The organism is Pseudoclavibacter sp. RFBI5, assembly GCF_002931395.1.
Taxonomy (GTDB): Bacteria; Actinomycetota; Actinomycetes; order Actinomycetales; family Microbacteriaceae; genus Pseudoclavibacter.
Genome location: NZ_PSYA01000003.1, coordinates 132,303 through 159,254, shown reverse-complemented (window position 1 = coordinate 159,254; position 26,952 = coordinate 132,303). Strand labels below are relative to the sequence as shown.

Here is a 26,952-nt window from a genome sequence, read left to right as displayed (position 1 = left end):
ACGATCAGGTTACGCGTCGCTCCCCGGAGGTATCTGAGGACTCCCCCAGAGCGAGCCCCGCCGTGCCCCACCGAGGTTCAACTCGCCGCCGGAGAACCGGCTGCTTCGCCGTCTGCTCTGACCTCACCAGCCCTGCCGACGTGCACCAGGGAACGCCAGACGAGCGCGAGGATGAGGATGCTCGCACCGAACGCGACCCAGATCGTGGTGACGATGCCGAAGCCCTGGCCGATGAGACCCCCTGCGAAGGTGCCGACGGCCATGCCGCCGATCATCCCGAGGAAGTAGACGCTCGAGACCCGTCCGCGCATGCGGCTCGGGACGGCTCGCCCGCGGATGGTGCTCGCGAGCGTCGCCCAGATGACCGTGTACATGCCGAAGACGAACATCGTGAGGCCAGCGACGATGACGTTCGCAGTCGCCGCGAGAACCAGGTGCAGCACCGTCTCGAGCGCGAGACAGGTGCGCATGAGGCTCGTGTAGGAGAAGCGGCGCTCCAGGCGTCCGTAGAGCGCTGTGCCGACAAGCCCACCGAGTGCCGAGACCGCGAGCAGCAGCCCGTAGCCGGCATCGTCCAGTCCGAGACGCTGCTTCGCATAGAGCACGAGCACCCCGTAGGTCATGCCGTACGTGATGTTGAACGCGAACAGGATGATGGCGAGCGTCCGGACCGGCGGGTTCTGCCAGAGCCAGGCGAATCCCCTCGCGATGTCCCGACGCACGCGGGCCACCGAGCGCACCGTCTCGATCGGCCCGGTCGTCGCCGTCGAGACGGGCGGTGACGTGATCCGGGACACGAGCACCACAGCGAAGAGCAGGGAGACGACGGTCACGCCGTACGGGATCGCATGCCCGACCGCGAAGATGGCACCGCCGATCGCGGGACCGGCGAGCTGGTTCATGACGGTCTGGCTGGCGATGAGTCGCGAGTTCCCGATGCCGAGCTCTTTCGACGGGACGAGGTCGGGCACGATCGAGGTCCAGGCGTTGTCGGTGAAGACCTCCGCCGACCCCACGAGGAACAGCGCGATGTAGAGGATCGGCAGGTTGATGGTGTCGGTGAGCACGAGGGCGCCGATGACCGCCAGCATCAGGACGCGACTGAGCGCCCCCGTCACGATGATCGCGACGCGGGGCAGGCGGTCGGCGACCACGCCCGCGAAGAGGCCGAACACGAGCCACGGAAGCTGCTGCACGACCAGGGCCAGCGACACGAGCAGCGGGTCCCTGGTGAGGCTCGCGACGAGCAGGGGGCCCGCCGCGATCAGGATGCCGTCGGCGAGGTTCGAGAACAGTGACGAGGAGAGGAGGAATCGGAATGGCGTGCCGAGCGGCTTCGGGGACGCCCAGTTGAGCAGGAGTGACATGGGTCGGTTCCAGACGACGAGAACTGACCCCCTCTTCGGTGAGGGGGTCGAGACGGAGCAGGGAAGGTGAGGTGGCGCGCTAGCTGTTCGCGTCGAGCTGCGGGAGGCCGAGGCGAGCGCGTTCTTCGCGCTCGATCTTGTCGGCCATGGCGCGCTCGCGACGATCGCCGGAGAGGATCGAGGTGAGGATCCAGAAGAACGCAGCCCCGATGATCACGGTCGGGATGAGCGACCAGAGCGCGTTGAGGAAGAAGTCCATGATGGAGGGAGTCTACGCGAAGCCGTTCGCGCACCGGCGAGTCTGTGCACATCCGAATCGGTGTCGGCGCATCCGCCTAGGCTGTGCACATGGTCGATCGCTCGAACGTCGAATGCTGGCTCACTGACATGGACGGCGTGCTCGTGCACGAGCAGGCCGCGCTCCCCGGTGCTGTCGAGCTGCTCGCGCAGTGGCAGCGGGACGATACCCCGTACCTCGTGCTCACGAACAACTCCATCTTCACGGCGCGCGATCTCGCGGCCCGCCTGCGCTCGAGCGGCATCAACGTACCGGAAGATCGGCTCTGGACCTCGGCGCTCGCGACGGCGGACTTCCTGCGCCAGCAGCTGCCAGGCGGGTCGGCGTTCGTCATCGGCGAGGCGGGACTGCTCACGGCGCTGCACGACGCGGGCTACATCATGACGGAGACCGACCCCGACTTCGTCGTCGTCGGCGAGACCCGCAACTACTCGTTCGACGCCATCACGAAGGCCATCCGCCTCATCGGCAACGGCGCGCGCTTCATCGTCACGAACCCCGACGCGACCGGCCCGAGCGCCGATGGCCCCATGCCCGCGACGGGTGCCATCGCTGCCCTCATCACGAAGGCGACCGGCCGCGAACCCTACGTGGTCGGCAAGCCGAACCCCATGATGTTCCGGTCTGCGCTCAACAAGATCGGCGCGCACTCCCACAACACGGCCATGATCGGCGACCGGATGGACACCGACATCGTGGCGGGCATGGAAGCGGGACTGCACACCGTGCTGGTGCTCACGGGCATCAGCGATCAGCGCGAGATCGAGCGCTACCCGTTCCGCCCCGACGAGATCATCTCCGGCGTGCACGAACTCGTCCGGCCTGCTGGCGAGAGCTGAGTCGGACCCGCCCGCTCAACCCTGATTGCTAGGCGAACTAGCGATCTGCCGCAGCTCGCGTACCATTGGCGCAGTGACTTCCAGCTCCTCCAGCTCAGCAGCCGCTCCCGATACGCCGAAGAAGAAGGGCCCACCCACGATCAAACGGTGGGTCTTCTGGCCCGCCGCGATCATCGTCATCGGCTTCGCCGGCTTCTCGATCCTCGCCCCGAGCGCGGCTGACACCGCATTCGGCGCCGTCCAGTCGTCGATCGTGCGCAACTTCAACTGGTACTACGTGCTCATCGCGGCGTTCTTCGTGATCTTCAGCCTCGTGATGGGCTTTGGCAAGTACGGCGACATCAAGCTCGGCAAGGACGACGACAAGCCCGAGTTCTCGAACCTCAGCTGGCTGTCGCTGCTCTTCGCCGCCGGCATGGGAATCGGCCTCGTCTTCTACGGGGTGAGCGAGCCGCTCAGCCACTTTATCGAACCGAAGCCCGGCGTCTCCGGCACCGAGAGCCAGCTCGCCCAGCAGGCCCTCTCGCAGACCTACCTGCACTGGGGCGTGCACGCGTGGTCCATCTACATCGTGCTCGGCCTCGCGCTCGCCTACGCCATCCACCGTCGCGGACGACCGGTCAGCGTGCGCTGGGCGCTGGAGCCGCTCCTCGGCCGTCGCGTTCGCGGAGGCTGGGGCAACCTCATCGACGTCGTCGCGCTGGTCGGCACCATCTTCGGAGTCGCGACCTCGCTCGGCCTCGGTGTGCTGCAGATCGGCTCGGGCCTGGAAGCCGCAGGCATCCTCGAGTCCTCCACGACCTCGTCCATCGCCATCATCGCCGTCATCACCGCGTTCGTGCTCTTCTCGGTGATCTCCGGCGTCGGCAAGGGCATGAAGTGGCTCTCGAACATCAACCTCATGCTGGCGGGCGCGCTGCTCATCTTCATCCTCATCGTCGGACCGACGCAGTTCCTGCTGCGCGACTTCGTCCAGTCGCTCGGCAACTACCTGCAGAACTTCGTCAGCCTCACCTTCTCGACGAGCGCATTCTCCGGCGAGGCGGGCGTCGACTGGCAGTCGGCGTGGACCACGTTCTACTGGGGCTGGTGGATGTCGTGGGCGCCGTTCGTGGGTGTCTTCATCGCCCGCATCTCCCGCGGTCGCACCGTCCGTGAATTCGTGACGGGCGTCATGCTCGTGCCGACGCTCGTGACCTTCCTCTGGTTCTCCGTCCTCGGCGGCACGGCCCTCTACATGCAGCTGAACGGCATCACCGACTTCGTCCAGGGCGACGGCTCGGTCGACGTCGAAGGGGCCCTCTTCCAGATGCTGGCCCAGCTCCCCGGCGGTGCTGTGCTGACCATCGGCGCGATCATCCTCATCGCGATCTTCTTCATCACCTCCGCGGACTCCGGCGCGCTTGTCATGGGCATGCTCGCGACCGGCGGCCAGGCCGAGCCGAAGCACTGGGTGCGCGCGTTCTTCGCGATCATCACCTCGCTGCTCGCGGTCGCGCTCCTGCTCGCCGGCGGTTTGAACGCCCTGCAGACGGCCGCGATCAGCATCGCGCTGCCCTTCTCGATCGTCCTGCTCCTGTCCTGCTGGGCGACGGCCCTCGCGTTCGCGCGAGAGAAACGTGCCTACGACCGGGCCAGCCGCGCCGCCCTGGTCGGCCACATCGGCGACTTCTACGGCCTCGAAGTGGACGAGCCCGTCGAGCGAGCACCCGGCAAGATGTTCCCGTGGCTGCGGAAGGCGAACGTCATGAACGTGCCCGTTGCGGGCCCGCAGACGAGCCAGGTCGCGGTCGTGGCGCAGGCTGACGAGCCCAAGAACGGCTGACCGCCGAGCGGGTCGGTCTCGAGCCAGGCAGGGGCCGGATGCACACGCATCCGGCCCCTGCCTGTCTCACTGCCAGCACCTCACGCCCCGTCCTCCCTCTCCCCGGATGTCAACCCTCAGCGAGCATTGACCGCGAAGCCCCACCCTGGAATGGATGCAGAAACTCGCCGGCGCCCTCCTCCCCGCGCTCACGCCTTCCCGACTCCTCCACGTGGCCAAGACAGCCGCCGCCGCAACGCTCGCCTGGTACGCCGGACACCTCGTCCCGGGAGAGGCGAACGCCTACGCCTACTACGCTCCCCTCGGTGCACTGGTCGCAAGCGTCCCGACCGTGGCCGGATCCGTGCGATCGAGCGTCCAGGTCGTGGTCGGTGTACTCCTGGGCGTGCTCGCCTCCGGGGCGCTCGTGACCCTCGGCACCCCCGTGGCGCTGGCAGTCCCCGTCGCGGTCGGTGTCGGCACCCTGCTCGCAGGGATTCCGGTCTTCGGCGCGGGCCGCGACTACATTCCCATCTCAGCCCTCTTCGTCTTCGTGGTCGGCGGCGCGAATCCCGACGGATTCTCCATCGGCTACGTCGTGCAGATGGCTGTCGGCGCGGCCATCGGCGTCGGGCTGAACCTCATCGTGCCTCCCGCCACCGGCCGGAAGCAGGCCATGGAGGCGATGAGCGCCCTCAAGACCACGATCGCCGACACCATCCAGCGAGCGACGGAGCTACCAGCCGGCGATGCTCCGGAGGACGACCTCAAGGACTGGCGAAGCTCGCTGCTGCGCCTCGACGGCGAACTCGCCGACGCGAAGACGCTCGTCGCCGAGGTGCAGGAGAACCTCCGTGGCAACGCCAGAGGTCTTCGCGCGAAGTTCGACAGCTCCTCCGTCCAGGCGGAGCTGGACAGCCTCAGCCGCATCACTCGACACATCGCCGAGCTCCAGGATCCGTTCCTCGAAGTGTCCTGGAGCGAGGCGAAGCCCGAGTCCGGGCGTGCGCTGCAGGCCTCGGGAGAGCAGCTCGGGCAGCTGCTGCGCGCCTGGGACCAGAGCGAAGCAGATCTGCACGCACGCCTCACCGCCGCTTCCTCGGCCCTCGACGACCTGCAGCGGCTGGAGTTCGAGGATCACACGGGGTGGGATCCGCCAGCGCAACGCCGTTCCGTCACGATCTACGCGCTCAGGAAGATCGTCGCCGAGATCGAGTACCGCGTGGAGAGCCAGAAGACCACGGCCTCCACGGCGTAGGCGCGACCCCCAGTTCCCCGCCCGCGCGCCCCGCTCCCCGCCCTCGCCCCTCGCCCCCGCCGCTCGCCCCCATCGCGCAGAGCTGACTTGTGGTCGTCAACCTCGCGCGAGAACGACCACAAGTCAGCTCTGGGCGAGGGCCTCAGCGTGGACGCATCGCCGCGCGGAGTCGGGCGAAGAGGCGCGTCGGGTCCTGGATGTCGCGTCGGGTGATCTGGATGACCCTCCAGCCGAGGCTCTCGAGCTCACGTCGTCGTTCGATGTCCTCCACGGCCTTCGCCACGGTGAAATGGTATGCGCCGTCGTATTCGAGCGCGATCTTCAGCGAGGGGTAGGCGAGTTCGATCCGCGCCACGAACCGCCGCCCGTCGAAGACGCGGTGCTGCAGGACGGGTTCCGGGAAGCGGGCCGAGACGAGGGCGTGGCGAAGCCGGGATTCTCCGGGCGATTCGACCTGCGGTCTGGCGAGTTCGACGGCAGCACGGAGCTGGGCGACTCCAGCACGCTTCGCCCAGGCGTCTGCGACTGCACGGAGCTCGTCCAGCGTGGCCAGCGAGCCGCCGTGGCGCCGTCCGGGGTAGTTGTCTGCGCGTGTGAGAAGTGCATCCGCCTGCACGAGGGTTTCGCGCGGGCTGACCTGAGCGGCGAGCTGCGCCCAGGCGACGCAGGGCGACAGCAGTCGGACACCCTCGAACTCGCGGTCGCTGAACAGGTGCGGAGCCAGCCGGATGCCCGTGACCGCGACTCCCGTTGGGACGTGCCGTGGACTCCGCACGGCGACGAACGTGTGTCTGCGCGATTCGATCGCAAGCGGGAGCGGGATTCCCCAGACCCGGCAGGCGGAGACGCTGGCCAGCGCGACGTCCCGCGGTGAGGCTCTCGCGTAGGCGAGGTCGGCGTCTCGCGGTGACGTGATCTCGCGGGTGGTTCTGATGCCGCGGTGCGGGCCGGTCGTCGTCGACGCTCTGACCTGACCCCGCGTGATCCCGTTCTCGAGAGCATCGGAGTAGCGGAACGTCGTGTCGGCGAACTCGGGTGGGAGCGGCGTCTTGGGTCGCATGCAGGAACGGTAGATGGATGCGCGCGGCTGCGCCCCGCGCATCTCCCCGCCTGTGGAGACGGCACTCTCGACGCCCGACGTGCCTGCAGACTGCCCTGCCCACGCGCCATCCCGCGCGCCATCCCCAGCCCGCCCTCGCGCCGCCCGGCGCGATCCCACGCTCCAAAGATGACTTGTGGTCGTCAAACTCGAGGTTTGACGACCACAAGTCATCTTTGGGAAGACTGGGGGCGGGGAGCTACCTCACGCGGGCCCTACTTGACGAGGGGGAACAGCACCGTCTCGCGGATGCCGAGGCCGGTGATGGCCATGAGCAGGCGGTCGATGCCCATGCCCATGCCGCCGGAAGGAGGCATGGCGTGCTCCAGCGCAGCGAGGAAGTCCTCGTCGACGCGCATCGCCTCGGCGTCTCCCCGCGCCCCGAGCGCCGCCTGCTCGACGAAGCGGGCGCGCTGCTCGACGGGGTCGATGAGCTCCGAGTATCCGGTCGCGAGCTCGAAGCCGCGAACGTAGAGGTCCCACTTCTCGACGACCCCGGGGATCGAGCGGTGGGATGCGGTGAGCGGCGACGTCTCGACGGGGAAGTCCATGACGAACGTCGGGCGCGTGAGGCCCTCCTTCACGAAGTGCTCCCACAGCTCTTCGACGAGCTTGCCGTGCGTGGGGTGGTCGACCTCGACCTCGACCTTCGCCGCGAGCGCCTCGAGCTCGGCGAGCGACGTCGACGGCGTGATCTCGACGCCTGCCGCCTCCGACAGCGACGGGTACATGGACACTCGGTCCCAGTCACCGCCGAGATCGAACTCGGTGCCATCCACCCAGGTCACGACGTGCGAGCCGGCGACGGCCTGGGCCGCGTTCTGCACAAGCTCCTGGGTGAGGTCGGCGATCGAGGTGTAGTCGCCGTAGGCCTGGTAGGCCTCGAGCATCGCGAACTCGGGGCTGTGGGTCGAGTCAGCACCTTCGTTGCGGAAGTTGCGGTTGATCTCGAAGACCCGGTCGAGGCCGCCGACGACGGCGCGCTTCAGGTACAGCTCGGGTGCGATGCGCAGGAACAGCTCGGTGTCGAACGCGTTGGAGTGCGTCACGAACGGGCGGGCCGCGGCGCCGCCGTGCATGGTCTGCAGCATGGGCGTCTCGACTTCGAGGAACTCGTGGTTCGCGAAGGTCTGGCGCAGCGAGGCGTTGGTCTTGGCACGAGCGACCACCACCTCCCGGGCGACGGGTCGCTGGATGAGATCGAGGTAGCGCTGGCGGACGCGCGTCTCGTCGCTCAGTTCGGCGTGGAGGTTCGGGAGCGGCCGGACGGCCTTGGACGCCATCCGCCATTCGTCGGCCATGATGCTGAGCTCGCCGCGGCGAGACGAGATGATCTCACCGGCAGCGAAGACGTGGTCGCCGAGGTCGACGTATTCCTTCCACAGATCGAGCTGCTCCTGGCCGACGACGGCGAGCGACAGCATGATCTGGATGCGCGACCCATCGCCCGCCTGGAGGCTCGCGAAGCAGAGCTTGCCGGTGTTGCGAAGGTGCACGATGCGCCCCGCGACGCCCGCGCGCTCGCCGGTCGACGCGCCGTCTTCCAGTTCGGTGTGGGCTGCCCGCACTTCCGCGATGGTGTGCGTGATGGGGAGCGTCAGGGGGTAGGGCGCGATGCCCGACTCCAGCATCCGCGCGCGCTTTTCGAGACGCACCTGCTTCTGCTCGGAGGCTTCGGCCTCGGAGAGTGCGTCTTGGATGGGCGCGTCGGCCATTCGGGCTCCTTGCGTTTCGTGCGGCTGGGTGTGGATGCGTGTCCCGGGCGCGACGAATGGCGCTCGGAACCGCACTCCCCCAGTTTGGTGCACTTCGCGCCGTCACGCGAACCGGCGAGCCTCGAGGAGGCTACGCCGTGCGGGCCTTCGCCCAGTCGACGACGCCCTCGAGGTAAGCGATGATCGTCTCGGCCGCTGGCACGAGCTCGCGGCCCGAGCGCTGGTAGGTCTCGTCCGAGCGACGGAACGGGTCGACCACGTCGTAGTCGGCGGCGTTCTCGAGCGGAGCGACGAGGCCGCGCAGCGGGGCGGCGGCGGCAACGGCCGCGGCGAGCGCGGCGGTGACGATGTCCTGCTCTGAGGCACCAGCGCCGGCGCCGTCTGTGGCACCTTCGAGCGCTTCGCGGCGCGAGCGACGCGAGCCGTGGCTCGCGCCCGGCGCCTCGTAGGACTCCTCGAGGTCTTCCGCGGTTACCTGGCTCGCGATGTGCGCGAACTCGCGCAGCGTGAACGTGCGCCGGACGACGGAAGGGGCGAGCTCGACGATGCGCTGGCGGTGGTCGCGGGAGAGCGCCAGCACGAGGCCTGCTCCCCGGGCGATGTCTTCCGTGAGCTGCCTCGAGATGTGCGCTTCCGCATCCGTTACCCCGTACTGGGCTGCGAGCGCGAGGGCCTGCTGCGGCATCCCGCTGCCGACGAGGGCACCTGTCCCCGCGCTCTCGACGGTGACGCCGGGCAGATCCCGGAGTCCGTCTCGAAGCAGCTGCTCGGCGAGTGGCGAACGGCAGATGTTGCCCGTGCAGACCGTCAGGATGCGAAAGCTCATGCGTGTGTTCCCCCAGGGGTCGTGGAACGTTCAGCGTAGCAACGAGACGAGCGGGACGCGGCACTCGTGCTGTTCGCGCGCGTCCGGCTGAAGCCGGAGCCGCCCGCGAGCGCCTTAGCGGTACTCGCCGACGTAGGCCGGCATGTTGTCGATGAGGCGTGTGGTGCCGACGCGGGCGGCGACGAGCACGAGCGCCGTCCCGCGGTACGCCTCATTGACGAGCACGAACGTCTCGGGATCGACGATGGAGACGTAGTCCATCTTCACGAGCTTCTCATCCATGAGGGCGCCCTGGGCCTGCGAGATCATCTCGCGGATGCCGCGGTCGCCGTTGGCGGCGGCGGCCGAGAGCGCGCGCACGAGGCTGAGGGCCGCGCTGCGCTCGTCGTCGGAGAGGTAGACGTTGCGGCTGGAGCGCGCGAGGCCGTCTTCTTCCCGGATGATCGGCGCGCCGACCACGTCGATATCGAGGTCGAGGTCGCGGACGAGGCTCCGCACGAGGAAGAGCTGCTGTGCATCCTTCTCGCCGAAGACCGCCACGTTCGGGCGGATGATGTTGAAGAGCTTCGTGACGACCGTGAGGACACCGTCGAAGTGCGCGAGCCGGTGTGCCGCCTCGAGGATGCCCGCGGCGGGTCCGCCGACGAGGCGCGTCTGCTTGATGCCGTTGGGGTACATGTCGCTGACCGCGGGCGCGAACACGTAGTCGACGCCGGCCGCGTCGAGCTTCGCGAGGTCGTCCTCGAAGGTGCGAGGGTAGCGCTCGAAGTCCTCGCCGGGCGCGAACTGCATCGGGTTCACGAAGACGGACACCACGGTCTTCGAGGCGCTTCGCTTGGCGATGTCGACAAGCGAAAGATGGCCTTCGTGGAGAGCGCCCATCGTGGGCACCAGGGCGATCGTGTCGGTTTTCCCGACTTCCCGGAGCACTGCTTTGGCTTCGGCGATCGTGGTCAGAACGTGTGGCAAGAGCCCTCCTCGGAACCTGCGGCTGCCGCTACGAGCGCGGGTCCGCCTCAGGAAGCGTACCGTCGAGCGGGTCGAGGCGTTGCGGGGTGGCGTCGGCGAGGGCGTTGTCTGCGGCCGAGCGCACGAGGCTGGAGAGCATGAAGCCGGGGTTCTCGACACCGATTCCGGTGAGCAGCTCCGTGGCCTGCTTGACGATGGAGCGAGTGAATTCCGTCGCAGTGTGGAGTGCTTCCGCGTAGGTCGGGCGGTCCTGCTCGGCGATGACGACCGGCTCCGCGCCGATCTCGACGACGAGGGCCTGCGCGATGGGCAGCACCGGCCGCGGCGCGGTCACTGCGCACCAGGCTTCCTTGAGGCGGTGCAGGTCGAGGCTCGTTCCGGTGATCTCGATCGCGGGATGCACGGCGAGCGGGATCACGCCTCGGTCGAGCGCCGTGCCGAGCACGGCAGTCCCGCGCCCGGCGACGGTGTGCAGGACCAGCTGACCCGCGACCCACGCTTTGGTCTCGGAGAGCTCGAGGACACGTGCTTCGAGCTCGTCCTCGTCGAAGGCGAGGATCACGAGCTCACTGCGCTCGATGGCCTGCCGCTGGGTGAGGTTTGGGGCCCCGGGCAGCATGGCGGATGCGCGCTCGGTCGCTTCGACGGACTCGGTGGCGACGCCGACCAGCGCGTGCCCGGCTCCGGCGAGTGCCGTTGCGACGATGAGGCCTGTGGGCGAGTCCCCCACGAGTCCTATGCCGAGCCGTCCCTCCCGTGTGCTCATGCGTTGCCCTCCGGAGCCTGTCTGCTGTCGTGGCCCGGCTGCTGGTCTGGCGCGGTGCCGTTCTCCCGCTGCTCCCGCAGCTGACGTCGGGTCAGTGGCTGCGCCTGGTCGGCGGCACCCGCAGACTCTTGGGCCTGGTCGCTCGCGATCTGCGGCGCCGCCGTGGGGGCAGCCTCGCGCTCGACTGGCAGGCGGTGCGCCGGCGCGGGGGCGATCGTGGCCGGCGACTGGATGGGAGTCGGGGTCGTGTCGATCGCGGACTCCACCGACGCAGGCGGCGCGGCGACGGGTTCCCAGGAGACGGGGGCCCAGGCGCCGTTCGCCGGCGCCCCTGGGACGGGACCGATGGACGTGGGCGAGGGCGCCGGAGCCAAAGCCGGAGACGGAGACGGAGACGCTGAAGGACCTGGAGCAGTCGCAGGTGGGCCCGCGCTCTCGGGAGGAGCCGAAGGGCCGACGCCGGCTGAGGTCATGGATCCTGCTGAGCTGGCTGAGCCGAACTGCGCCGGGATCCTCGAGAGATCCGGCGCGGGCGTGGTCCGCTGGGCGGCGATCGGTTCCGCGACGGGCGGTGCGGAGGTGCCGTCCACGCCGCTCTGAGCGAGAGCCTGCTGGTATTCGCGTTCGGCCTGCAGCACGGCGATCGTCTGACTGTCGACGGCGATCCCGCGGCTTTCCGCGTCGGCAACGCGCATGCGCGCGGTTGCGATGGCGCTGAGCGTGGCGGCCTCGCGCCAGCGGTGGGACGTGTCGAGGCTCGCGGCGCGAATGGCGACGGCGGAGACGTCGTCGAAGAGTCGGACGCCGATGTCGCCGTCGACCATGCCGATGCGGGTCGTGACGCCCATGCCGAGCACGGTGTGGGCGTGGAGGTTGACGACGTTCGCGAAGTAGCCGACTGGGCCGCGGTCGAGTCCGATGGACTGCATCCGCTCAGCGGGCACGATGGTGAGCTTGCGTGACCAGGCGCCGAAGCGCAGGTAGAGGGCGCGGCTGTCGAGGCGGAAGCCGTGTCGCCGCCACGAGAAGGGCCGCATCCACGCCGCGCGCTTGGGGGCCGTGACGAAGTAGTCGTCGTCGCCCTTGCTGTACATGCCGAGCTCGATGAGACGGCGCACCTCGTCGTTGACGAGCATCGGGAGGAGGAGCGCGAGCACACGCTCGGTCTCAGCTCGCGTGCCGACAGGGAGCACGAGGTTGCGGGTGAGCGCTGCCTGGTTCTGCGAGCCGTCGGAGGAGACCTGCTCGGTGCCTGCGCGGGTGATGCGGACCATCCACCAGTCGAAGGGGCGCCAGAAGAGGGGCTGGGAGACCTGGACGGCGTGGATCCGGCCGGGCGGGACCGTGTCGTTGCTCGTGGTGAGGAGCCCTCGCCCGACGCGCACGCCGTCGGGCGTCGCGGCAATGCTGTAGTTGAGGGATGGCAGGATCTGACCGGCCGTGATGGCGAAGAACACCGCGCCGAGGGGCAGGATCGAGAAGAGCAGCCACCAGAACTCGAAGGTGAAGGTGATGATGAGCCCCGCGATGAGCGTGAGGATGACGACGACGAGCCACGGGTTGACGAGGTTGGCGACGACGAGGCGCCACGGCGGGAGGCGCACCACCGACTGTGGCGCCGCCTCTCCGGGGGCAAGCTCGGGGCTTGTGAGCTCCTCGACTCGCTGCGCGAAGAACTCGGAGGCTCTCGTGCGCAGCTGCTCGGCGGTCGGCGGGCGCTGGGCCGCTCCCTGCACCACTGCCCCGGCACCGCGCGGCTGGCCTGCGCTCGTCGGCATGTGCATGCCGCCGTTGGCACCTGCGAAACCGGGCTGAGCGGGGCCCTCGAACGACTGGCCGTGGGCTGCGCGCTCGTTGCGCTTCGCCCCCGATGCGCGTTGCAGGATGCCGGCTCGAATGCCGTCGGCGTCGCGGGTGCGGACATAGACGAGCTGGATGTTCGCGTTCTCGCCGGCGACGCCGATCTCGATCTTGGACGCCCCGACGATTCTCGCGACGAGCGGGCGCTGAATGTTGATGTCCTGCACTCGATCGAGTCGCGCCTGACGGCTCTTCCGGAACAGCACGCCGCTCTGCAGCTCGATCGTGGTGTCGCTGACTCGGAACTGCGCGAAGCGCCACGAGAGGTAGCTGAAGAGTCCCAGGAGGATGATGACGAGGAGCGTCCCGAGCGCGGCCCAGAGCAGCCAGGTCTGGTTCTGGAAGACCATTCTCGTGGGGTCGTACTCGGCGCCGCTGTACTCGTCGAGCTGCGGGAAGATGAAGCTCGTGATCGTCTGCCAGGACTGGTTGATGAGGAAGGCGCCGATCGCGATGACGAACACGCCGACTTTGAGGAGCGGTGTGAGCGGGTGGAGTCGATGCCACTCACCGTCGATCAGGTCGGAGCCCTGGCCGAGCGCCGGCCCTGGAGGCTGCGCCTGTGGCGCCCCAGACGGCGGGCCCCCGAACTGGGCGCCGGGTGACTGAGGCGGGAGGTGGGCACTCATCAGAGCCCTGCTCGACGAGTCTCGGCGAGTGCGACGAGGTCGTCCCGGAGCTTCTCGGCGTCGCGCCAATCGAGGCCGGGAATGGTCACGTTGGTGATCGCGGCGGCGGTGACGACCTTGAGCGAGGAGAGCCCGAAGATGCGGGTGACCGGACCGCGTTGGATGTCGACCAGCTGCAGACGGCCGTACGGGATCGCGACCATGCGGCTCCAGAAGAGACCACGGCGGAAGACGAGGTCGTCCTGGCGCAGCTGGTAGCCGATGGCGCGCACGCGTCGCCATTCGAAGGGGATGGAGATGAGGATCAGCAGGAGGATGGCACCAGGGGCCAACGCGATCCAGTTCGAAACGTCCGGGATCACGAGGAGAGCGATGACTCCCGCGAGCGCCACAAGCGCCCAGAAGAACGCCCCGAGGAGTTCAGACCAGATGTACTTCGCGGAAACCCTGCGCCATTGCACGGTGGTGTGGTCAAGCGCGGTCATGCTGCCCCCTCGTTGCGACGTGTCGTCATGCGCCTACCGTATCGAGAACGACCGACATGTCGGGTCGCCCTGCCTGGCATTGGCCGAACCGCACCGTCCGCGTCAGCAGGTCGGTGCGACCAGCGCCTTGATGAATGCCCCGGACTGATACAGGTACTGCCAGGCCCAGTTGGAGTCGCCGATGCCGACGCCGTCGTCCGTGGCGAGCACTCCCCCGCCAAGGCAGTCGGTGAAGATCATGCGGGCGCGGGAGATGTGGGTGACGCTCGTGACGATCATGACCGACTCCCATCCTTCCGCGGCGGCCAACCGCTTGACCATGAGCGCTTCGCCTGCCGTGGTGAAGGGTTCTGGGATGAGGCACCGCGTGACGGGCGCGGTGGACGCGTGGTCCGCCCCGACCTCGCACGCAGGGATGTTGATGGCGGAGTCGATGCCGTAGTCGTCGACGGCGATGACGACCGTGTCGCTGTAGCCGTCGGCGGCCAGCTGCTGGGCGGCCTGGATGCGTGCCTCACGCGGCGGACCGAGCACGATGATGGCGTCGATCTCTCGGGGTTCGTCCGTGGAGGGGAAGACGAAGAGGGGAAGTCCGGCTGCGATGACGACGACGAGCAGAGCAAGCGCCACGCCTGCGATGGACGCCACCCGTCTCGCCATCCCCGTTCTGCTTCCGCTCACCAGCACAGGCTACGTGAGCGACGGGACCCGCCTCCGCCGCGCGCCGCGTCTCACTGCCGCGCGCGGTCCGAGCACACCCTCACCCCGGCACCTCGTGGGTGGACGCGGCCTGAGCTGGCGCCGCCACGGCGATGGCGATGATCGGAGTGGCCCAGGCGACAGCGCCCAGTAGGCTGCGCCGTTCAGCGCCCCGCTCCGACTCTGCAGCTGATTCGTGTGTGGACATCGTCGTTCCCCCTTGCTCTCGTGCGCGGGGCGTTTCCCGCGCACCAGGTCGGCCGGCGACTGACCCCCGTCGAGTTCCGACCTCCCGAATCCCCGACCCTACCCGGATTGGCTCGGTCCAGGTATGGGCAGAACTCCCCTGTGGATGCTTCGAGCAGGTCGCCCGTCCGAACGTCGCCGCCGGGCAGGTGCGGTCACGCGGGAACCGGGGGCAGGGCACCGGCTCCGTCGATCGCGCAGGGCAATAGCATTGGCCCATGAATGTCCCGGCGGAGCCGCCTCCAAGACGCTTCCTCGGCGCTGTCGAGCGGCGGCTTCCTGCCACGCTCGTCGAGCATCCGTTGCGCTGGAGCTGGGCGTGGTTCGTGGTCCTGGCGTCCGCGACGATCCTGGGCTGGGTCGCCGACTGGCCGATGCCCGTGTGGGCGGCGGTGGTCGTCGTGGGATCGCTGCCCTCGCTGACGGCGACGGTCGCTCTCCTCCTCCGCACTCCTCGCAGCCACCTCGACGAGCACGACTCGGTCTTCGGTCATTTCTTCGTCCGATTCGTGACGCTCGTGGTGGGGTTCGCGGCATGGACGATCTCGGTGGTCATGAGCGCGAGCCTCTCGACGCTGCTGCAGCTCATGGCGGAGAACCGCGAGGACGAGATCACCTACTCGGGCATCCAGCTCTTCGCAGGCCTCATGCTCCCGGTCGTGCTGGCGATCTGGCTCGTCTTCCTGCTTCGCTGCGCCTGGTTCCTCGCCAAGCTCCGCGGATGGCGGGAGCACCCATCCCCTGAGCGCTCGCGTGTGCCAAGCACGTTCCTCGCCGAGTTCCCGAGGATGCGCCACGTGGTCGTCGGGTTTGCGCACCCCGGTGCGCTGCTCGCATCCGCTGGACTCTCGTCGGCTGCAGTCCTCACGGAGGAGACGCTGCGCCTGACCTTCACGATGCTCTTCTAGACCTCTCGGGCCGTGCGCGCGGCCCAGGCGACAAGGGCACCACCGAGGAGCAGGACAAGAGCGGCCCCTGAACCCAACCCGCCCAAGACGCGGTCGACGATCGGAGCGAGCCGCTCAGGGCCTCGCCGAGCCCTGGCCGGGCATCGTCCTGACAGATAGCCAGTCAAAGCGACTACGCCGCATTCCGCCCCGCTCCCGGGGAACGGCGACGGGCCCCCAGCGAGTTCTCCACCCGATCGCGCTCGAGCTGCTCGGCGATCGACTTCCACATCTGGTCGAAGGTGTACCGGTCCTCGACGGCAGCTCGCGCCCTGCGGCCCACCTCGAGCAGCTCGGCTGGCCGGGCCAGAACCCTCTCGATCACCGCGGCAACCCCCTGCGGGTCATGGAGGGGCATACCGAAGTTGCTCACGCCCTCGTCGATGTACTCGCGCATCGCCTCCGTCTCGGTCACGACGCAGGCTTTGCCAGACGACATGGCCTCGAGCAGCACGCTCTGGCCAGTGGGGTAGGCGAGGTCATGGGTCGGGGTGACGACGAGCTGGGCCGCGAGGAGATTCTGCCGGTGGGTCTGCCCGTCGGTGGGGCCGCTCGTCGTGACGTTCTTCGGCAGGTCCATCTGCTGGAATCGGTGGAGGTGCGAGACGAGGTGGAAGTCGACGTTTGGGAGGAGCCGTGCGGCCTCGACGAGGGTCTCGAAGTCGCGGCCAGCATCGAGGCCTCCGCTGAAGACCTGGAATCGCTGCTCGACCGAGGAGTCCGGCACGTACTTCGTGTGCTCGACCCCGAAGTTGATGGGAGCGACCTTCCCACCGGCGCCGATCTGAGCGAAGAGCTCGACTTGGTTCCGTGAGAAGACGAAGATGCGATCCACACCCGCCACCGTTCGCGCGATCTCCTCGCGCCGCGCAGCCGAGCCGGTCTTCAGCTCCTCCCCCCACCAGCAGGAGACGGCGGCGAGTCGCGTCTTGGCATACGCGGTCAGGCCCCGGCGCTTGAGCGCGGCCGGAAGCACAGACTTGTCTTCGAGGATCGCCAGGACAGCATCCGCCCGCCGCGCCGATGCCAGCCCCCGGATAGCGAGGTCGGCGGGGACACCCGTTCGGTGCTCGACGACGTCCTTGACCTTTCGGTGCACCCGAGAGCTCGGCATGCGAACCGTGACCAGGTTGGCGTACTGGCCGAGCAGCTCAGCGCAGTAGGGCCCTCGCAGCTGATCGCCGGGCGAAGTCCCCGAACGGATCGAGGGCAGCCCGTCGTGGTCGAAGAGGCCCAGGATGGTGATGTTGTTGTTCACAACCTCAGCCTAGAGACACCGCGGCCATTTTCTCCCATCTTGTATGCTCGGGCGCATCTTGTTGCACACCAGGCGCTAGCCTGAGTGCGCAAACGCGTCCACCCCCCTGAAGGCGCGCGTACTTCTTGAGGGGGATCCATTTCATCGACACGATTCAGAGAACTCGATGGGCTGCGCGGCCTTGCGGCTGCTGCGGTCGTCGTAGGTCACTTCACGACCACATTCTCCGTTCACTACCCGACGGCGGCGGCCAGCTCCTTCGAGCTGCATCACGGCCAGTTCGGAGTTCAGCTCTTCTTCCTCATCAGCGGGTTCGTCATCCTCATGACCGCTGATCGGGCCAAGCGCGCTTCCGACTTCGCAATCTCACGGTTCGCCCGTCTCTACCCGGCCTACTGGATAGCCGTGGTCATCTCGGTCGTCGTGGGCGCGCTCGCGAACGTTCCGGGAACGCAGCTGACGCCGCTCCAGACGCTCCTCAACTTCACGATGATCCAGCGGCTGCTGCTCGTTCCTGACGTCAACGGCGCCTTCTGGACGCTGGCGGTGGAGATGCAGTTCTACATCATCGTCTTCCTCGTGCTCTTGCTCAGCAAGTGCAGGCTGACGGACGTGCTCCTGCGATGGTTGGTGGCGGCCTGGCTCGTCATCGCGGTCGGTTCGGCCGTCGTGGCGGCAGTCCTTGCCCCTGGCATCGACATCACGGCCGCTCCAGTTCTGGTCCGCGCGATGGTCAACGTCACCCTCGCGGAGTACGGGCCGCTGTTCTGCCTCGGAATGCTGCTCTTCATGGCCCGCAGGAACCAGCGGTTCGAGTGGCTGACGATCCCGGCCTTCCTCGCCGTCGTCGTGTCTGCCTCCCTGCTCCACTCGCCGAGCTACGCCGCGATCGTTGCCGGCATCAGCGTCTTCTTCGCTTTCGTCGCGCTGCGCACGTCGACTCCTCCGCTTCGGCTGAGTCCCCTGCTCTGGCTCGGAAAGATCAGCTACTCGCTCTACATCGTGCACGTCGTCGTCGGCTACGCGACGATCGATCTCCTCTGGCCGCTCATCGGACGCGACCTCGCGGTGCTCGTGGCGATGCTCGTGGTCACCGTTCTGGCCTGGGGCCTGTACTCGCTCGCCGAAACCCGCATCACGCCAGCTTTGCGACGTTCATTGCTGCGCCGGGCTGACGGACGAGGAAGGACCGCGACGTGAGCCATGTGAACACGTTGGCCATGGCCGTTGGCGCCAGTCTCGGGCCGACCTGCTCCTTGGCGCGTTCTCGCCGGCGCCTCAAGCTGCACCAAGGCCGGCCTCAGCGACGATCTGCCGAACGCCGCGGCGCTCCTCTCCCGAGTCGGGGCCCGGATGTAAACCGCGACTTCTGGAAATTGCACGTGATTTCGCGGGTGATATCCTCCGTTCGGGGCCAGCTGATGCTGTCGGCTCTTCACACACCGAAGTCCACTTGAGGTGACTACGATCTTGCTATCTAAACTGCAGCTCATCTTCTCCAAGGGGGCTCGCCGGAAGTTGATCATCGGGCTGATCGGCTCGGTGATCGTCGCACTCGCTGAGACTGGGTCGGTGCTCCTCGTCGGTCCGCTCTTGGCCATCCTCGCCGGCGGCTCCACGACAGAGGGCATGCTGGGCACCGTCGCGACGCTCTTCGGGAACCCCACGCCGGAAGTACTGATCATGTACCTGCTCGGAGGGGTGGTCGTCGGCTTCGTGCTGAAGGACATCTTCTCGATCGCGTTCCGCTGGTGGATTCTGGGCTTCATCAACCGCGAACAGGCCCGAACGGCCACTCGAATCCTCAACTACTACCTGCATGCGCCGTACAGCCTCCATCTCGGTCGAGGCACGGCTGATCTCCTGAGGACGATGGGCACCTCCGTCGGCCAGCTCTATTCGCTCGGCGTGATCGCGGCGCTGAACGCCATTACCGACAGCATCACGATCGTGGCGCTTCTTGTGTCGATGCTCATCGTCATGCCCCTGCCCACGCTGATGGCCTTCGTCTACTTCGGCATTGCCATGTTCGTCTTCGCCCGAGTCATCCGTCCGCGTGCGGAAGCGGCTGGCCGGATGAAGATGGATGCAGCAACACATGGCTATCGCGCGGCCCTGCACGCCCTTGGCGGCGTCAAGGAGATCAAGATCCGCAGCGCTCAGCCGCACTTCGTCAACGTCTACGAGAAGGTCGAGCTCCAGCACGCGCAGGCTCTCCGCCTCGTCGGCTTCCTCGCGGAGGTTCCGAAGTACTTGCTGGAGGCGCTGTTCATCCTGGGCCTGGGCGGGCTCATCATGTTCCTGCTGAACACGGGTGGAGGCATTGCAGCGGTGACCTCGATCGGTCTCGTCGGAGCCGCTGGCTTCAGGCTCCTCCCGTCGCTCTCTCGTCTCCTCGCCTCGATCTCGAACCTGCGCGTCGGAGCCCCCGCGCTCGACGAGGTCTGCACCGAACTCGAACGCGCAACAGAGTACGAGACGAGCGCGAACCTCGCGGCCGCCAACGACGGCACGCTCGACTTCTCTCACACTCTCGAGGCGAAGAATCTCGGCTTCCGCTACGAAGACGCCTCGGAGAATGTCCTGAGCGACATCAACCTGACCATCCCAGCAGGTTCGACGCTCGCGCTCGTCGGATCAAGCGGTGCAGGCAAGAGCACACTCGTCGACATCATCCTCGGGCTCCATCGCCCCACCGCAGGCACGCTCACCGTTGACGGGCAGGACCTGCGCGACGACCTCGTCAAGGCCTGGCAGCACCACGTCGCGATGGTTCCGCAGGAGGTCTTCCTCCTCGACACCAGCCTGCGGGAGAACATCGCGTTCGACGCCACGGCCGATGAGATCGATGAGGAACTCCTCGCCGAGGTCGTGCAACGAGCACAGCTGCAGGACCTTGTCGATTCTCTGGAGGGAGGCCTCGACTCCTCTGTCGGCGACCGAGGCTCACGGCTTTCCGGCGGTCAGAGGCAGCGCGTGGGCATAGCTCGTGCCCTCTACCGGCGCCCTTCGCTTCTCGTGCTGGATGAAGCGACTTCAGCTCTCGACAATGAGACAGAACACAAGATCATCGAGACCATCGACGGGCTCAAGGGCGAGGTGACCGTCGTCATCGTCGCTCACCGGTTGTCCACGGTCCGCGAAGCAGACGCGCTCGCCTACATGAAGAACGGGCAGGTCGCCGGATACGGCACCTTCGAAGAAGTGCGCTCCAGCAACGCTGATTTCGCTCGTCAAGTCGAGTTGGGCCTGCTGAAGGTCACCGACAGCGATCCCGTGACTCCGTGACGCGGCCTCAACCTCTTGAGACGCGCGTCGTCATGCTCGGCGGCGCGGTCCCGTACCCGGGTGTTCGCCACGCGGGCGGCCTGTACGTCCACCACCTGACGCGGTCGTTGTCGGAACACGGTGTGGTCGAGGTGATCGCTCCGGACCACACCGCGAACCAGAAGGCGCTCGAGCATGTGGACGCGCGCGTCGCAGCGCACCTGGTCGGCCGATGGGCGTCTTCCAGCTCACGACAGCGGCTGCTGCAACGCGGCGTCGGGATCGTCGAGAGGGGCTGGAGGCGCGTCGATCCTGCAGCTCCCCCACTCGGCATCCTCGTGAGCCTCTACTTCGATCCGCGGGTGCGCGAGTCCGTCGCGAGCGCCGACCTCGTCGACCTGCAGTGGTTCGAGTTCATTCGCCTCGCCCCGCACATCCGACGTCTCAATCCGAGCGCACGGATCGTGGGCACCTTCCACGATGTGCTCTCGCAGCTCTACGCGCGTCGCGCTGACGACGGAGGCCTCGGGCGGTGGCGGCGCGCTGAGACCGTGGCCATCGCCGCGGAACGTCGCTCCCTCCGGCACCTCGACAGCGTCCTGACTCTGAACGAGAAGGATGCGGAGCTGCTGAGGCGACGCGGAGCGACCGAGGTCGAGGTCATCGACCCGCCTCTCTCCCCAGTTGCACTGCCGACTCGTGACGTGGACAGCGCCTCCCCGGAGGTCGTGTTCGTCGGATACTTCGCGCGGCAGGTGAACGTCGATGCGGCGACCTGGTTCATCGATCAGGTCTGGCCGGAGGTCATCGCCGCGGTTCCCCACGCCCGGCTCACGCTGGTCGGCCTCGACCCGGATGGGGCTCTGGCTCCTCTCGTCTCGCGGGCGGTCCAGGTGACCGCGACGGGATTCGTCGACGAGCTGTCGCCGGTCTACGCGCGAGCCGCTGCTGTGGTCGTTCCGCTCCTCTCAGGCTCGGGTGTGAAGTTCAAGACCATCCAGGCGATGACGCACGGTGTGCCGACGATCTCGACCTCCGTGGGCGCCGAGGGGATTGCGCACAGCGACGAGCTGGAGGCGGTGACGGACAACCCCGCAGCGTTTGCGGGGGCCGTCGTCGGGGTCCTGCGCGACCAGCGAGGCGCCGACCTCCGAGCCGACGACCTCGCCGGGAGACTCTCGGCGACCTACGGCGAAGAACGGTTCAGGGAGACAGTGAAGAGAATCTACGGCCAAGACGAGCCACAGGCAGCCATCGACAGGGACTCCGTGACGGTGGTCATTCCCTACTACGGGGAGCCGACGGACACGCTCAACCTCATCGAGCAGCTGCGCGGGCAGGACGGTCTCGCCGAGATCATCGTCGCCGATGACGCGTCTCCCGTCCCCTTCCCCCAGCAGCCGGGGGTACGACTCGTGCGCCGCGAGGCCAACGGCGGGTTCGGCGCCGCAGTGAACACCGGCTCAGAACTGGTGGAGACCGACCTGATGCTGGTCCTGAACAGCGATCTGGAGGTGGGCGCAACGTTCATCCGCGACCTGCTCGATGCCGCTGGACCACTTCCTACCGCGGTCGTCAGCCCTCAGGTGGTGAAGTCGAACGGTGAGCCGGAGTGGACCGCTCGCCAATTCCCACGCATCAGACACCACGTGGTCGAGTGGCTCTCCCCGCTCGCGCGCTGGCGCCACCTTCCTGCACTGCAGCGTGCCGTTGGGCACGTGACTGCGCTCACACCAGGGGGCAGCGACCGAGTCGACTGGGTCATCGGTGCCGCGATGCTCCTTCCCGTCAGGGATTTCAGGAGTGTCGGAGGTTTCGACGAGCGGTACTTCATGACGTCCGAGGAAGTCGATCTGCAGCGGCGTCTCCTCGCACGGGGCGTTCCCTCCTACGTGGCGAATACCGTCACCGTCACGCACGTCGGTGGCGGATCGTCGGACACTTCTCTGCGGCGGCAGTGGCTTCTGACTGCTCGGCAGCGCTACGTGAACAAGTGGGGCGGTTCGGTCGCCTTCACGACATCCCTGGCGCTGGCGAGCCTCGTCAACTTCGCGGTGAACGCCCCCCGGCAGCTGACCGGACGTGACCTCGACGCGCGCGCGACGCTGCGATACGAACTCGGCCTCCTCCGGACAGCGAGGCAGCAGGCGAGCCAACCGTCGCACCCGTCGACCCGTATCCGAGCGGAGCACGCATGACCGCCAAGACTCCACGCACGGTGGCCCTTCTGGGGACCAGGAAGGCCGCGCACCTCGCGAAGGGTGCGCTCGGCAAGGTCCACGGCGCACTCGCGGACGTGGAGGCCCACCTCAGCAGGCGTATAGATGCGGGTGCGGGAGCCTCCGTCACGCCGGACGAATTGCTGGCGAGTCGCTTCGCCGCCTTCCGCCCACTCCACGCAGCCCCGCCAGCGCCCGGTCAGCGCCCGTCGGTCACGGTGTTCGGCTTCTTCAACAGCAGCGGCTTCTTCGGCGGCATCGCGACCCTGCTCAATTTCAGTGCGACCGTCGCCAACCACCTCGACTACGACCTGCGCTTGGTGCACACCACCTCGTTCGACGGTGACCCGGACGTCGCCGGCTTCCTCAGGAACCAGGGCATCGATGTCGACCCCTCGCGCATCCACTTCGTGAACGCAGCTCACCGCCGGGCCGCCGGCGCCTCGCTCCCCCTGCACCCCGACGATCTGCTGGTGGTCAGCGCCTGGTGGGACGCATTCGCGGTGGATCGACTGGCACACGACCGCCCGTATGTGTACCTCATCCAGGACTACGAGCCGATCTTCTACAACAACGGCGACCAGCAGCTCTGGGCTTCGTCGACGTACGAGTCAGTGAAGTTCGTGCCCGTCCTCAACAGCTCGATCCTGCACGACTACTTCCGGACGACTCCGCACCATCGCGTCGCGGCCGAGGCGCTTGTCTTCGAGCCAGCGGTGCGAGTCCCCAAGCGAGAGTCGACGCTCGTCGAGCGACCTGGCAAGAAGCGCCTCTTCTTCTATGCCAGGCCAGAGACTGATCGGAACCTCTTCTACACCGGCCTGCTCGCCATCGACCAGGCATTCGAGGAAAGCGCCGAGCTTCGTGACAACTGGGATGTCTGGCTCGGCGGAACCCACACGATCCCCCCGCTGCGGCTCAAGAGCGGACTCGAGTTGCAGCGGCTGGGGAAGATGTCGTTCGAGGACTACCAGCAGTTCACGCTGACCGCAGACCTCGCCATCTCCCCGATGCTGGCACCCCACCCGAACTACCCGACCCTCGAGTTCTCCCGCCTCGGGACGCCAGTCATCACAACCTCCTGGGAGACGAAGATCGACCTCGACCGCTACTCCGAGATGATCACGCTCGTCGAACCGACCGTGGCCGCGATGTCGCAGGCGATCATCGAGCGCGCGACGCGCGAGACAGCGCAGGAGGGCGCGGCTCCGAAGACCGAGGAGTCCTGGACACAGGCACTCGCTGAAACTGCCGCGACCGTGACCGCTCTGCACAGAGGCGCTCTCGGATGATCGCGCACGATCTGACCCTCGTCATCGTGGGCTACAAGCACGAGCGCTACGTCGGAGACCTGCTGCTCTCTCTCCAGCAGCAGACGATCTTGCCCAGCCGGATACTGCTCATCGACGACGACCCAGCAGGAGAGACCGCGGACGCCGCCGAGGTGTACCTCGAAGAGAACCCTCTTCACGTGTCCATTCAACGCAACCGGGTCAATCGAGGGCTCTGCGCGAGCCTGAATTCCGCGCTGTCGACGATCGATACAGAGTTCTACGCATACATCTCTGCCGACGACTGGATGCTCCCGACCCGCTTCGAGCGCCAACTCGAAGCGATGGCCGGCGCCTCCGCAGATGTCGCTGTCGTCTACTCGAACGCACTCCGAGTCGATGAGCACGGAAAGCAGCTCGAGCGCGACTTCAAGACTGAGTACGCGTGGCCTCCTCGACTGAGCGGGTCTGTCTACAGTGAGCTCTGCGAGTACAACTGGTTGCCTGCGCCCTCGGTCATGCTCCGGACTCAATCGGTGAAGGAAGCAGGAGGCTACGACCCCGATCTCTTCTTCGAAGACCACGACCTGTGGATCCGGCTCGCACTGAAGTCGGACTTTCTCTGCGTGGACGAGCCTCTCGTCGCTTTCCGCGAACTCGGGTCGTCGCTTGGACACCAGCAGTTCCACACCACGAATCCCCGCTTCGTCATGGCGTATCTCCAGATATTCTCGAAACAACTCGGGATCACGCCCGAACTCGACGCTGAGATGGAGAATCGCATCTGGACGCTGGCTCTGCGTCTCTGGCGCATCGAAGGACCGACGCCACGAGTCGTCGACTACCTGAAGACCTCTTTCCGTTCAGCTCCGAACCGGGTCACCGCACGGGTGTACGTTCTCTTGGCTCGTGCAGGGGTTCGAGCAACGGCAGTAGATCGCGTTCGAGGGTTCCTCCGCGCTCCGCGCGCCTAGGAGTTCGCGACCGTTCGCCTCGGAGGCGAAGCTACGACGCGCCAGCGATCGCTCGAAAGTGGTTCACTCGCTCGTCGAAGGTGGTCTCGAAGGGGACCGCCTCCATGAACGAGAGTCCACGGCGGGCCTGAACCTCGAGCTCCATCGGCCCGGTCGCGAGCCGTTCAGTCACTGCTGCCGCCGCGACCACGTCTGGTCTTGCTACGGCCCAGCCACCACCGCCAGCGGCCAGCAGCGGCGTGAGCGTCCTGTTGTGAAAGCCGAGGACAGGAACCCCCGAACCCATCGCCTCGAAGTACGTACTCGCCGAATCCCCCTGAACGTGCGGCAGGAACATGAGGTCGACCTCGCTCCGCACAAAGGGCTTCCAGTCCTTCTCGAAGTCCAGGAATCCCGCGAAGCGCACATTCTTCGACTCGAGCCGGCGGAGCGCCGGTTCCAGATTTCCTGATCCGATTATCGTGAACTCGAAGCTGATCGATCTCCGTTCGAGTTCCGCGATGAACGGCTCGATCAACTTCACTCCCTTGATCTCGGTCAGACGGCCCGAGTACGCGATTCGCAACGGCCGATCGCCGTGCCAGTGCTCCCGACGGCTTGCGGCAGCCATGTCACCTGCACGCATCCTGTGATCGAAGTACATATGCGTGGAGGGGTTCACGGCCTTGTAGTGCTCGGCTGCCGAGTGACCGTTGCACTGAAAACCATCGGCTCGGGCCGCGAGGGCATCCAGACGCCTCGTGCGCCGAAGCGCGCCGACTCTGATGCGGGCCCGGTCGACAGCTCCACGGGCCGTGACGAGACCAACCTCAAGGCGAACGGCGGGCGACCAGTCGTCAGTGAAGATGACCTTGAAGTGATGGCCGAGAAGCGACTGACTCAGCGGTCCCACCACTGAATGCATGACCAGGTCAGCCCCGAGTCGGGAGAGGGCGGGCGCGTCAACTTGCGGGATGAATTCGAGGTCAGCGGCGAGATCGTGATCGGCCCACATCATCTGGGGGTCGTCTTCCTCGGCGAGAAGAGGAGCTTCGAGCGAGGACACGAGCACCTTGCCCGGCCACCTCTTCGCGTACTCGGCCAAGCCCGTCATGGATTTCGCGAATATGCCGAGCTTGCCATCCGCAGTCACACGAAGCGGGCTGTCGTTGAGGTAGAAGAGTCTCACGGGCATTCCTTGGAGAAGGAGGTGGACAGGATGGGTGTCGACATTCGATGTTCACCAGCACGGCGATGAAACGCAGAGCTCACTTCGACGTGGAAGCCGAGCGTCGCCGCTGGAGTCGATTCGAGATCTTCACGGAGAGGATGCGCAACACACGCTGCCACCGCTCCAGCGAGCCGATGCGCTGACGCTCGACTCGACCACAGAGGGCTGCCCACTCGTCGACGAGCTTCACAAGCGAGTACTCATCGGCGCGGCGTGCCGCCCCGAGGCGGATGCGCTCGAACGCCTCGGGTTCAGCCCGCAACCGTGCGAGCGTCGCTTGAAGCTCTCGAGCGTCGTTGATCAGCAGGCTGTCCTCTCCCGGGCTCGCGAGCTCGAGATACGAGGCCTCGCCGCTGATAATCGGCACCGTGCGGGCATTCCATGCGTTGATGAGCTTCGTGGGCGGCTTCCGCACATCGGCGTTGTCGACCATGCTGCCCCGGATGCACAAGGTGAGATCAGCGTTGCTGAAGTCATGCCAGGTCTGATCGCTGCCGTTTGTCGTGCTTGGAGAATCTATGTGCAAGCTGAAGCCGCTTGCGACGATGCCTGCAACCATGTCGGGCTCAAGGAGAACCTTCGGCACATGCTCCGGATTGCATTTCAGCGTGATCGCCTCGAAGACCGTCCTCGTCTGATCCCTGGGTATCAGCCCCCTCTGCGGGAGCGCAGGAAGGTACTCGGCGTCAGCACCGTAGCGCTGAGTCCAGTACGCCGAACGATTCGGCACGATCACACGGTCTGGCCGGAATGGTGCGTCGAATTGCAACGCGGAATCACTGCGGATCATCAGACACGGGAATCCCGACAGCACCAGCGCCGTCCGGAGGTTGACGAAGTCCGAGATGAAGGCGACGACAAGAGATGTGCCGCCCGGCACATCCGGTCCGAGCGTGACGTCGTACCCCCGATCACGGAAACGCGCGAAGAGCTCGAGGATGTTGTG

At 67.0% G+C, this 26,952-nt stretch carries 23 protein-coding genes; 9 read left to right on the top strand and 14 right to left on the bottom strand.

Features of this window, described 5'->3' with window-relative positions; all coding sequences use genetic code 11:
* Positions 1-77 precede the first annotated feature (77 nt).
* Positions 78-1,367, bottom strand: a complete 1,290-nt coding sequence (locus C5E06_RS02640) for an MFS transporter (protein WP_104299635.1) — start codon at positions 1,365-1,367, stop codon at positions 78-80.
* 79 nt (positions 1,368-1,446) lie between these two features.
* On the bottom strand, positions 1,447-1,626 hold the full coding sequence (locus tag C5E06_RS02635) for a hypothetical protein (RefSeq protein ID WP_068477200.1): 180 nt from the start codon (positions 1,624-1,626) through the stop codon (positions 1,447-1,449).
* A gap of 89 nt (positions 1,627-1,715) precedes the next feature.
* Here C5E06_RS02635 and C5E06_RS02630 point away from each other — a divergent pair, with 89 nt between their 5' ends.
* The 3 genes from C5E06_RS02630 (at position 1,716) to C5E06_RS02620 (ending at position 5,566) form a co-directional block, all read left to right on the top strand.
* The gene (locus C5E06_RS02630; RefSeq protein WP_104242929.1) at positions 1,716-2,504 is read left to right on the top strand and encodes an HAD-IIA family hydrolase; all 789 of its coding nucleotides are present in this window, start codon (positions 1,716-1,718) and stop codon (positions 2,502-2,504) included.
* Between the two features lie 73 nt (positions 2,505-2,577).
* Entirely contained in the window at positions 2,578-4,329 is a 1,752-nt protein-coding gene (locus C5E06_RS02625; RefSeq protein ID WP_104305902.1) for a BCCT family transporter, read from the top strand.
* Positions 4,330-4,483: 154 nt separating this feature from the next.
* Entirely contained in the window at positions 4,484-5,566 is a 1,083-nt protein-coding gene (locus tag C5E06_RS02620; protein WP_104305901.1) for a hypothetical protein, read from the top strand.
* A gap of 142 nt (positions 5,567-5,708) precedes the next feature.
* Here the strand turns inward: C5E06_RS02620 and C5E06_RS02615 are convergent, their stop codons facing one another.
* The 9 genes from C5E06_RS02615 to C5E06_RS19150 form a co-directional block, all read right to left on the bottom strand.
* Positions 5,709-6,626 carry an endonuclease domain-containing protein gene (locus tag C5E06_RS02615; protein ID WP_146081284.1) on the bottom strand — a complete coding sequence of 306 codons (918 nt, stop codon included), beginning with the start codon at positions 6,624-6,626 and terminating at the stop codon, positions 5,709-5,711.
* 254 nt (positions 6,627-6,880) lie between these two features.
* Positions 6,881-8,380, bottom strand: a complete 1,500-nt coding sequence (gene lysS / locus C5E06_RS02610; RefSeq protein ID WP_104298307.1) for a lysine--tRNA ligase — start codon at positions 8,378-8,380, stop codon at positions 6,881-6,883.
* A gap of 130 nt (positions 8,381-8,510) precedes the next feature.
* Positions 8,511-9,206: a low molecular weight phosphatase family protein gene (locus tag C5E06_RS02605; RefSeq protein ID WP_104240382.1), complete on the bottom strand. Its 696-nt coding sequence runs from the start codon at positions 9,204-9,206 to the stop codon at positions 8,511-8,513.
* Between the two features lie 114 nt (positions 9,207-9,320).
* Positions 9,321-10,175 (bottom strand): pantoate--beta-alanine ligase, encoded by an 855-nt coding sequence (panC, locus tag C5E06_RS02600; protein ID WP_104240381.1) that lies wholly within the window; start codon positions 10,173-10,175, stop codon positions 9,321-9,323.
* 28 nt (positions 10,176-10,203) lie between these two features.
* Positions 10,204-10,941 carry a DUF2520 domain-containing protein gene (locus tag C5E06_RS02595; RefSeq protein ID WP_104240380.1) on the bottom strand — a complete coding sequence of 246 codons (738 nt, stop codon included), beginning with the start codon at positions 10,939-10,941 and terminating at the stop codon, positions 10,204-10,206.
* A complete protein-coding gene (locus C5E06_RS02590) occupies positions 10,938-13,430 on the bottom strand; it encodes a PH domain-containing protein (protein WP_104305899.1) in 2,493 nt (830 codons plus the stop codon). The genes C5E06_RS02595 and C5E06_RS02590 overlap by 4 nt, the downstream gene beginning before the upstream one ends.
* Positions 13,430-13,915, bottom strand: coding sequence for a PH domain-containing protein (locus tag C5E06_RS02585; RefSeq protein ID WP_104240378.1), 486 nt, complete (start codon positions 13,913-13,915; stop codon positions 13,430-13,432). Before C5E06_RS02585 ends, C5E06_RS02590 begins: the two co-directional genes overlap by 1 nt.
* A gap of 102 nt (positions 13,916-14,017) precedes the next feature.
* Positions 14,018-14,596: a YdcF family protein gene (locus C5E06_RS02580; protein ID WP_146081283.1), complete on the bottom strand. Its 579-nt coding sequence runs from the start codon at positions 14,594-14,596 to the stop codon at positions 14,018-14,020.
* 79 nt (positions 14,597-14,675) lie between these two features.
* Positions 14,676-14,822, bottom strand: a complete 147-nt coding sequence (locus C5E06_RS19150; RefSeq protein WP_181057739.1) for a hypothetical protein — start codon at positions 14,820-14,822, stop codon at positions 14,676-14,678.
* A 256-nt stretch (positions 14,823-15,078) separates the two neighbouring features.
* Here C5E06_RS19150 and C5E06_RS02575 point away from each other — a divergent pair, with 256 nt between their 5' ends.
* Positions 15,079-15,768 (top strand): hypothetical protein, encoded by a 690-nt coding sequence (locus C5E06_RS02575; RefSeq protein WP_104240376.1) that lies wholly within the window; start codon positions 15,079-15,081, stop codon positions 15,766-15,768.
* Between the two features lie 172 nt (positions 15,769-15,940).
* Here C5E06_RS02575 and C5E06_RS02570 read toward each other — a convergent pair whose 3' ends face one another.
* Positions 15,941-17,065: a glycosyltransferase family 4 protein gene (locus C5E06_RS02570; protein ID WP_104305897.1), complete on the bottom strand. Its 1,125-nt coding sequence runs from the start codon at positions 17,063-17,065 to the stop codon at positions 15,941-15,943.
* A 138-nt stretch (positions 17,066-17,203) separates the two neighbouring features.
* Between C5E06_RS02570 and C5E06_RS02565 the strand changes: the two genes are divergently transcribed.
* From C5E06_RS02565 to C5E06_RS02545, 5 genes are all read left to right on the top strand, one after another.
* Positions 17,204-18,265, top strand: coding sequence for an acyltransferase (locus C5E06_RS02565; protein ID WP_104305896.1), 1,062 nt, complete (start codon positions 17,204-17,206; stop codon positions 18,263-18,265).
* 258 nt (positions 18,266-18,523) lie between these two features.
* Positions 18,524-20,353: an ABC transporter ATP-binding protein gene (locus tag C5E06_RS02560; protein ID WP_146080475.1), complete on the top strand. Its 1,830-nt coding sequence runs from the start codon at positions 18,524-18,526 to the stop codon at positions 20,351-20,353.
* Positions 20,350-22,530 carry a glycosyltransferase gene (locus C5E06_RS02555; protein WP_146081282.1) on the top strand — a complete coding sequence of 727 codons (2,181 nt, stop codon included), beginning with the start codon at positions 20,350-20,352 and terminating at the stop codon, positions 22,528-22,530. Before C5E06_RS02560 ends, C5E06_RS02555 begins: the two co-directional genes overlap by 4 nt.
* Complete coding sequence (locus tag C5E06_RS02550) at positions 22,527-23,843, top strand: glycosyltransferase family 1 protein (RefSeq protein WP_104305894.1); 1,317 nt, start codon at positions 22,527-22,529, stop codon at positions 23,841-23,843. Before C5E06_RS02555 ends, C5E06_RS02550 begins: the two co-directional genes overlap by 4 nt.
* Positions 23,840-24,796 (top strand): glycosyltransferase, encoded by a 957-nt coding sequence (locus tag C5E06_RS02545; RefSeq protein ID WP_104240370.1) that lies wholly within the window; start codon positions 23,840-23,842, stop codon positions 24,794-24,796. Before C5E06_RS02550 ends, C5E06_RS02545 begins: the two co-directional genes overlap by 4 nt.
* Positions 24,797-24,827: 31 nt before the next feature.
* Here the strand turns inward: C5E06_RS02545 and C5E06_RS02540 are convergent, their stop codons facing one another.
* Together C5E06_RS02540 and C5E06_RS02535 are read right to left on the bottom strand one after the other, a co-directional pair.
* On the bottom strand, positions 24,828-25,928 hold the full coding sequence (locus tag C5E06_RS02540) for a glycosyltransferase (RefSeq protein ID WP_219820176.1): 1,101 nt from the start codon (positions 25,926-25,928) through the stop codon (positions 24,828-24,830).
* Positions 25,929-26,043: 115 nt separating this feature from the next.
* Positions 26,044-26,886, bottom strand: coding sequence for a glycosyltransferase (locus C5E06_RS02535; protein WP_146081281.1), 843 nt, complete (start codon positions 26,884-26,886; stop codon positions 26,044-26,046).
* Positions 26,887-26,952 lie beyond the last annotated feature (66 nt).

Bases quoted from the DNA above. Each gene is read 5' to 3' on its own strand.
- C5E06_RS02545 (WP_104240370.1), top strand. From the start codon at position 23,840: ATGATCGCGCACGATCTGACCCTCGTCATCGTGGGCTACAAGCACGAG.
- C5E06_RS02550 (WP_104305894.1), top strand. From the start codon at position 22,527: ATGACCGCCAAGACTCCACGCACGGTGGCCCTTCTGGGGACCAGGAAG.
- C5E06_RS02605 (WP_104240382.1), bottom strand. From the start codon at position 9,206: ATGAGCTTTCGCATCCTGACGGTCTGCACGGGCAACATCTGCCGTTCG.
- C5E06_RS02640 (WP_104299635.1), bottom strand. From the start codon at position 1,367: ATGTCACTCCTGCTCAACTGGGCGTCCCCGAAGCCGCTCGGCACGCCA.
- lysS (WP_104298307.1), bottom strand. From the start codon at position 8,380: ATGGCCGACGCGCCCATCCAAGACGCACTCTCCGAGGCCGAAGCCTCC.
- C5E06_RS02630 (WP_104242929.1), top strand. From the start codon at position 1,716: ATGGTCGATCGCTCGAACGTCGAATGCTGGCTCACTGACATGGACGGC.
- C5E06_RS02585 (WP_104240378.1), bottom strand. From the start codon at position 13,915: ATGACCGCGCTTGACCACACCACCGTGCAATGGCGCAGGGTTTCCGCG.
- C5E06_RS19150 (WP_181057739.1), bottom strand. From the start codon at position 14,822: ATGTCCACACACGAATCAGCTGCAGAGTCGGAGCGGGGCGCTGAACGG.
- C5E06_RS02575 (WP_104240376.1), top strand. From the start codon at position 15,079: ATGAATGTCCCGGCGGAGCCGCCTCCAAGACGCTTCCTCGGCGCTGTC.
- C5E06_RS02615 (WP_146081284.1), bottom strand. From the start codon at position 6,626: ATGCGACCCAAGACGCCGCTCCCACCCGAGTTCGCCGACACGACGTTC.
- C5E06_RS02595 (WP_104240380.1), bottom strand. From the start codon at position 10,941: ATGAGCACACGGGAGGGACGGCTCGGCATAGGACTCGTGGGGGACTCG.
- C5E06_RS02590 (WP_104305899.1), bottom strand. From the start codon at position 13,430: ATGAGTGCCCACCTCCCGCCTCAGTCACCCGGCGCCCAGTTCGGGGGC.
- C5E06_RS02635 (WP_068477200.1), bottom strand. From the start codon at position 1,626: ATGGACTTCTTCCTCAACGCGCTCTGGTCGCTCATCCCGACCGTGATC.
- C5E06_RS02620 (WP_104305901.1), top strand. From the start codon at position 4,484: ATGCAGAAACTCGCCGGCGCCCTCCTCCCCGCGCTCACGCCTTCCCGA.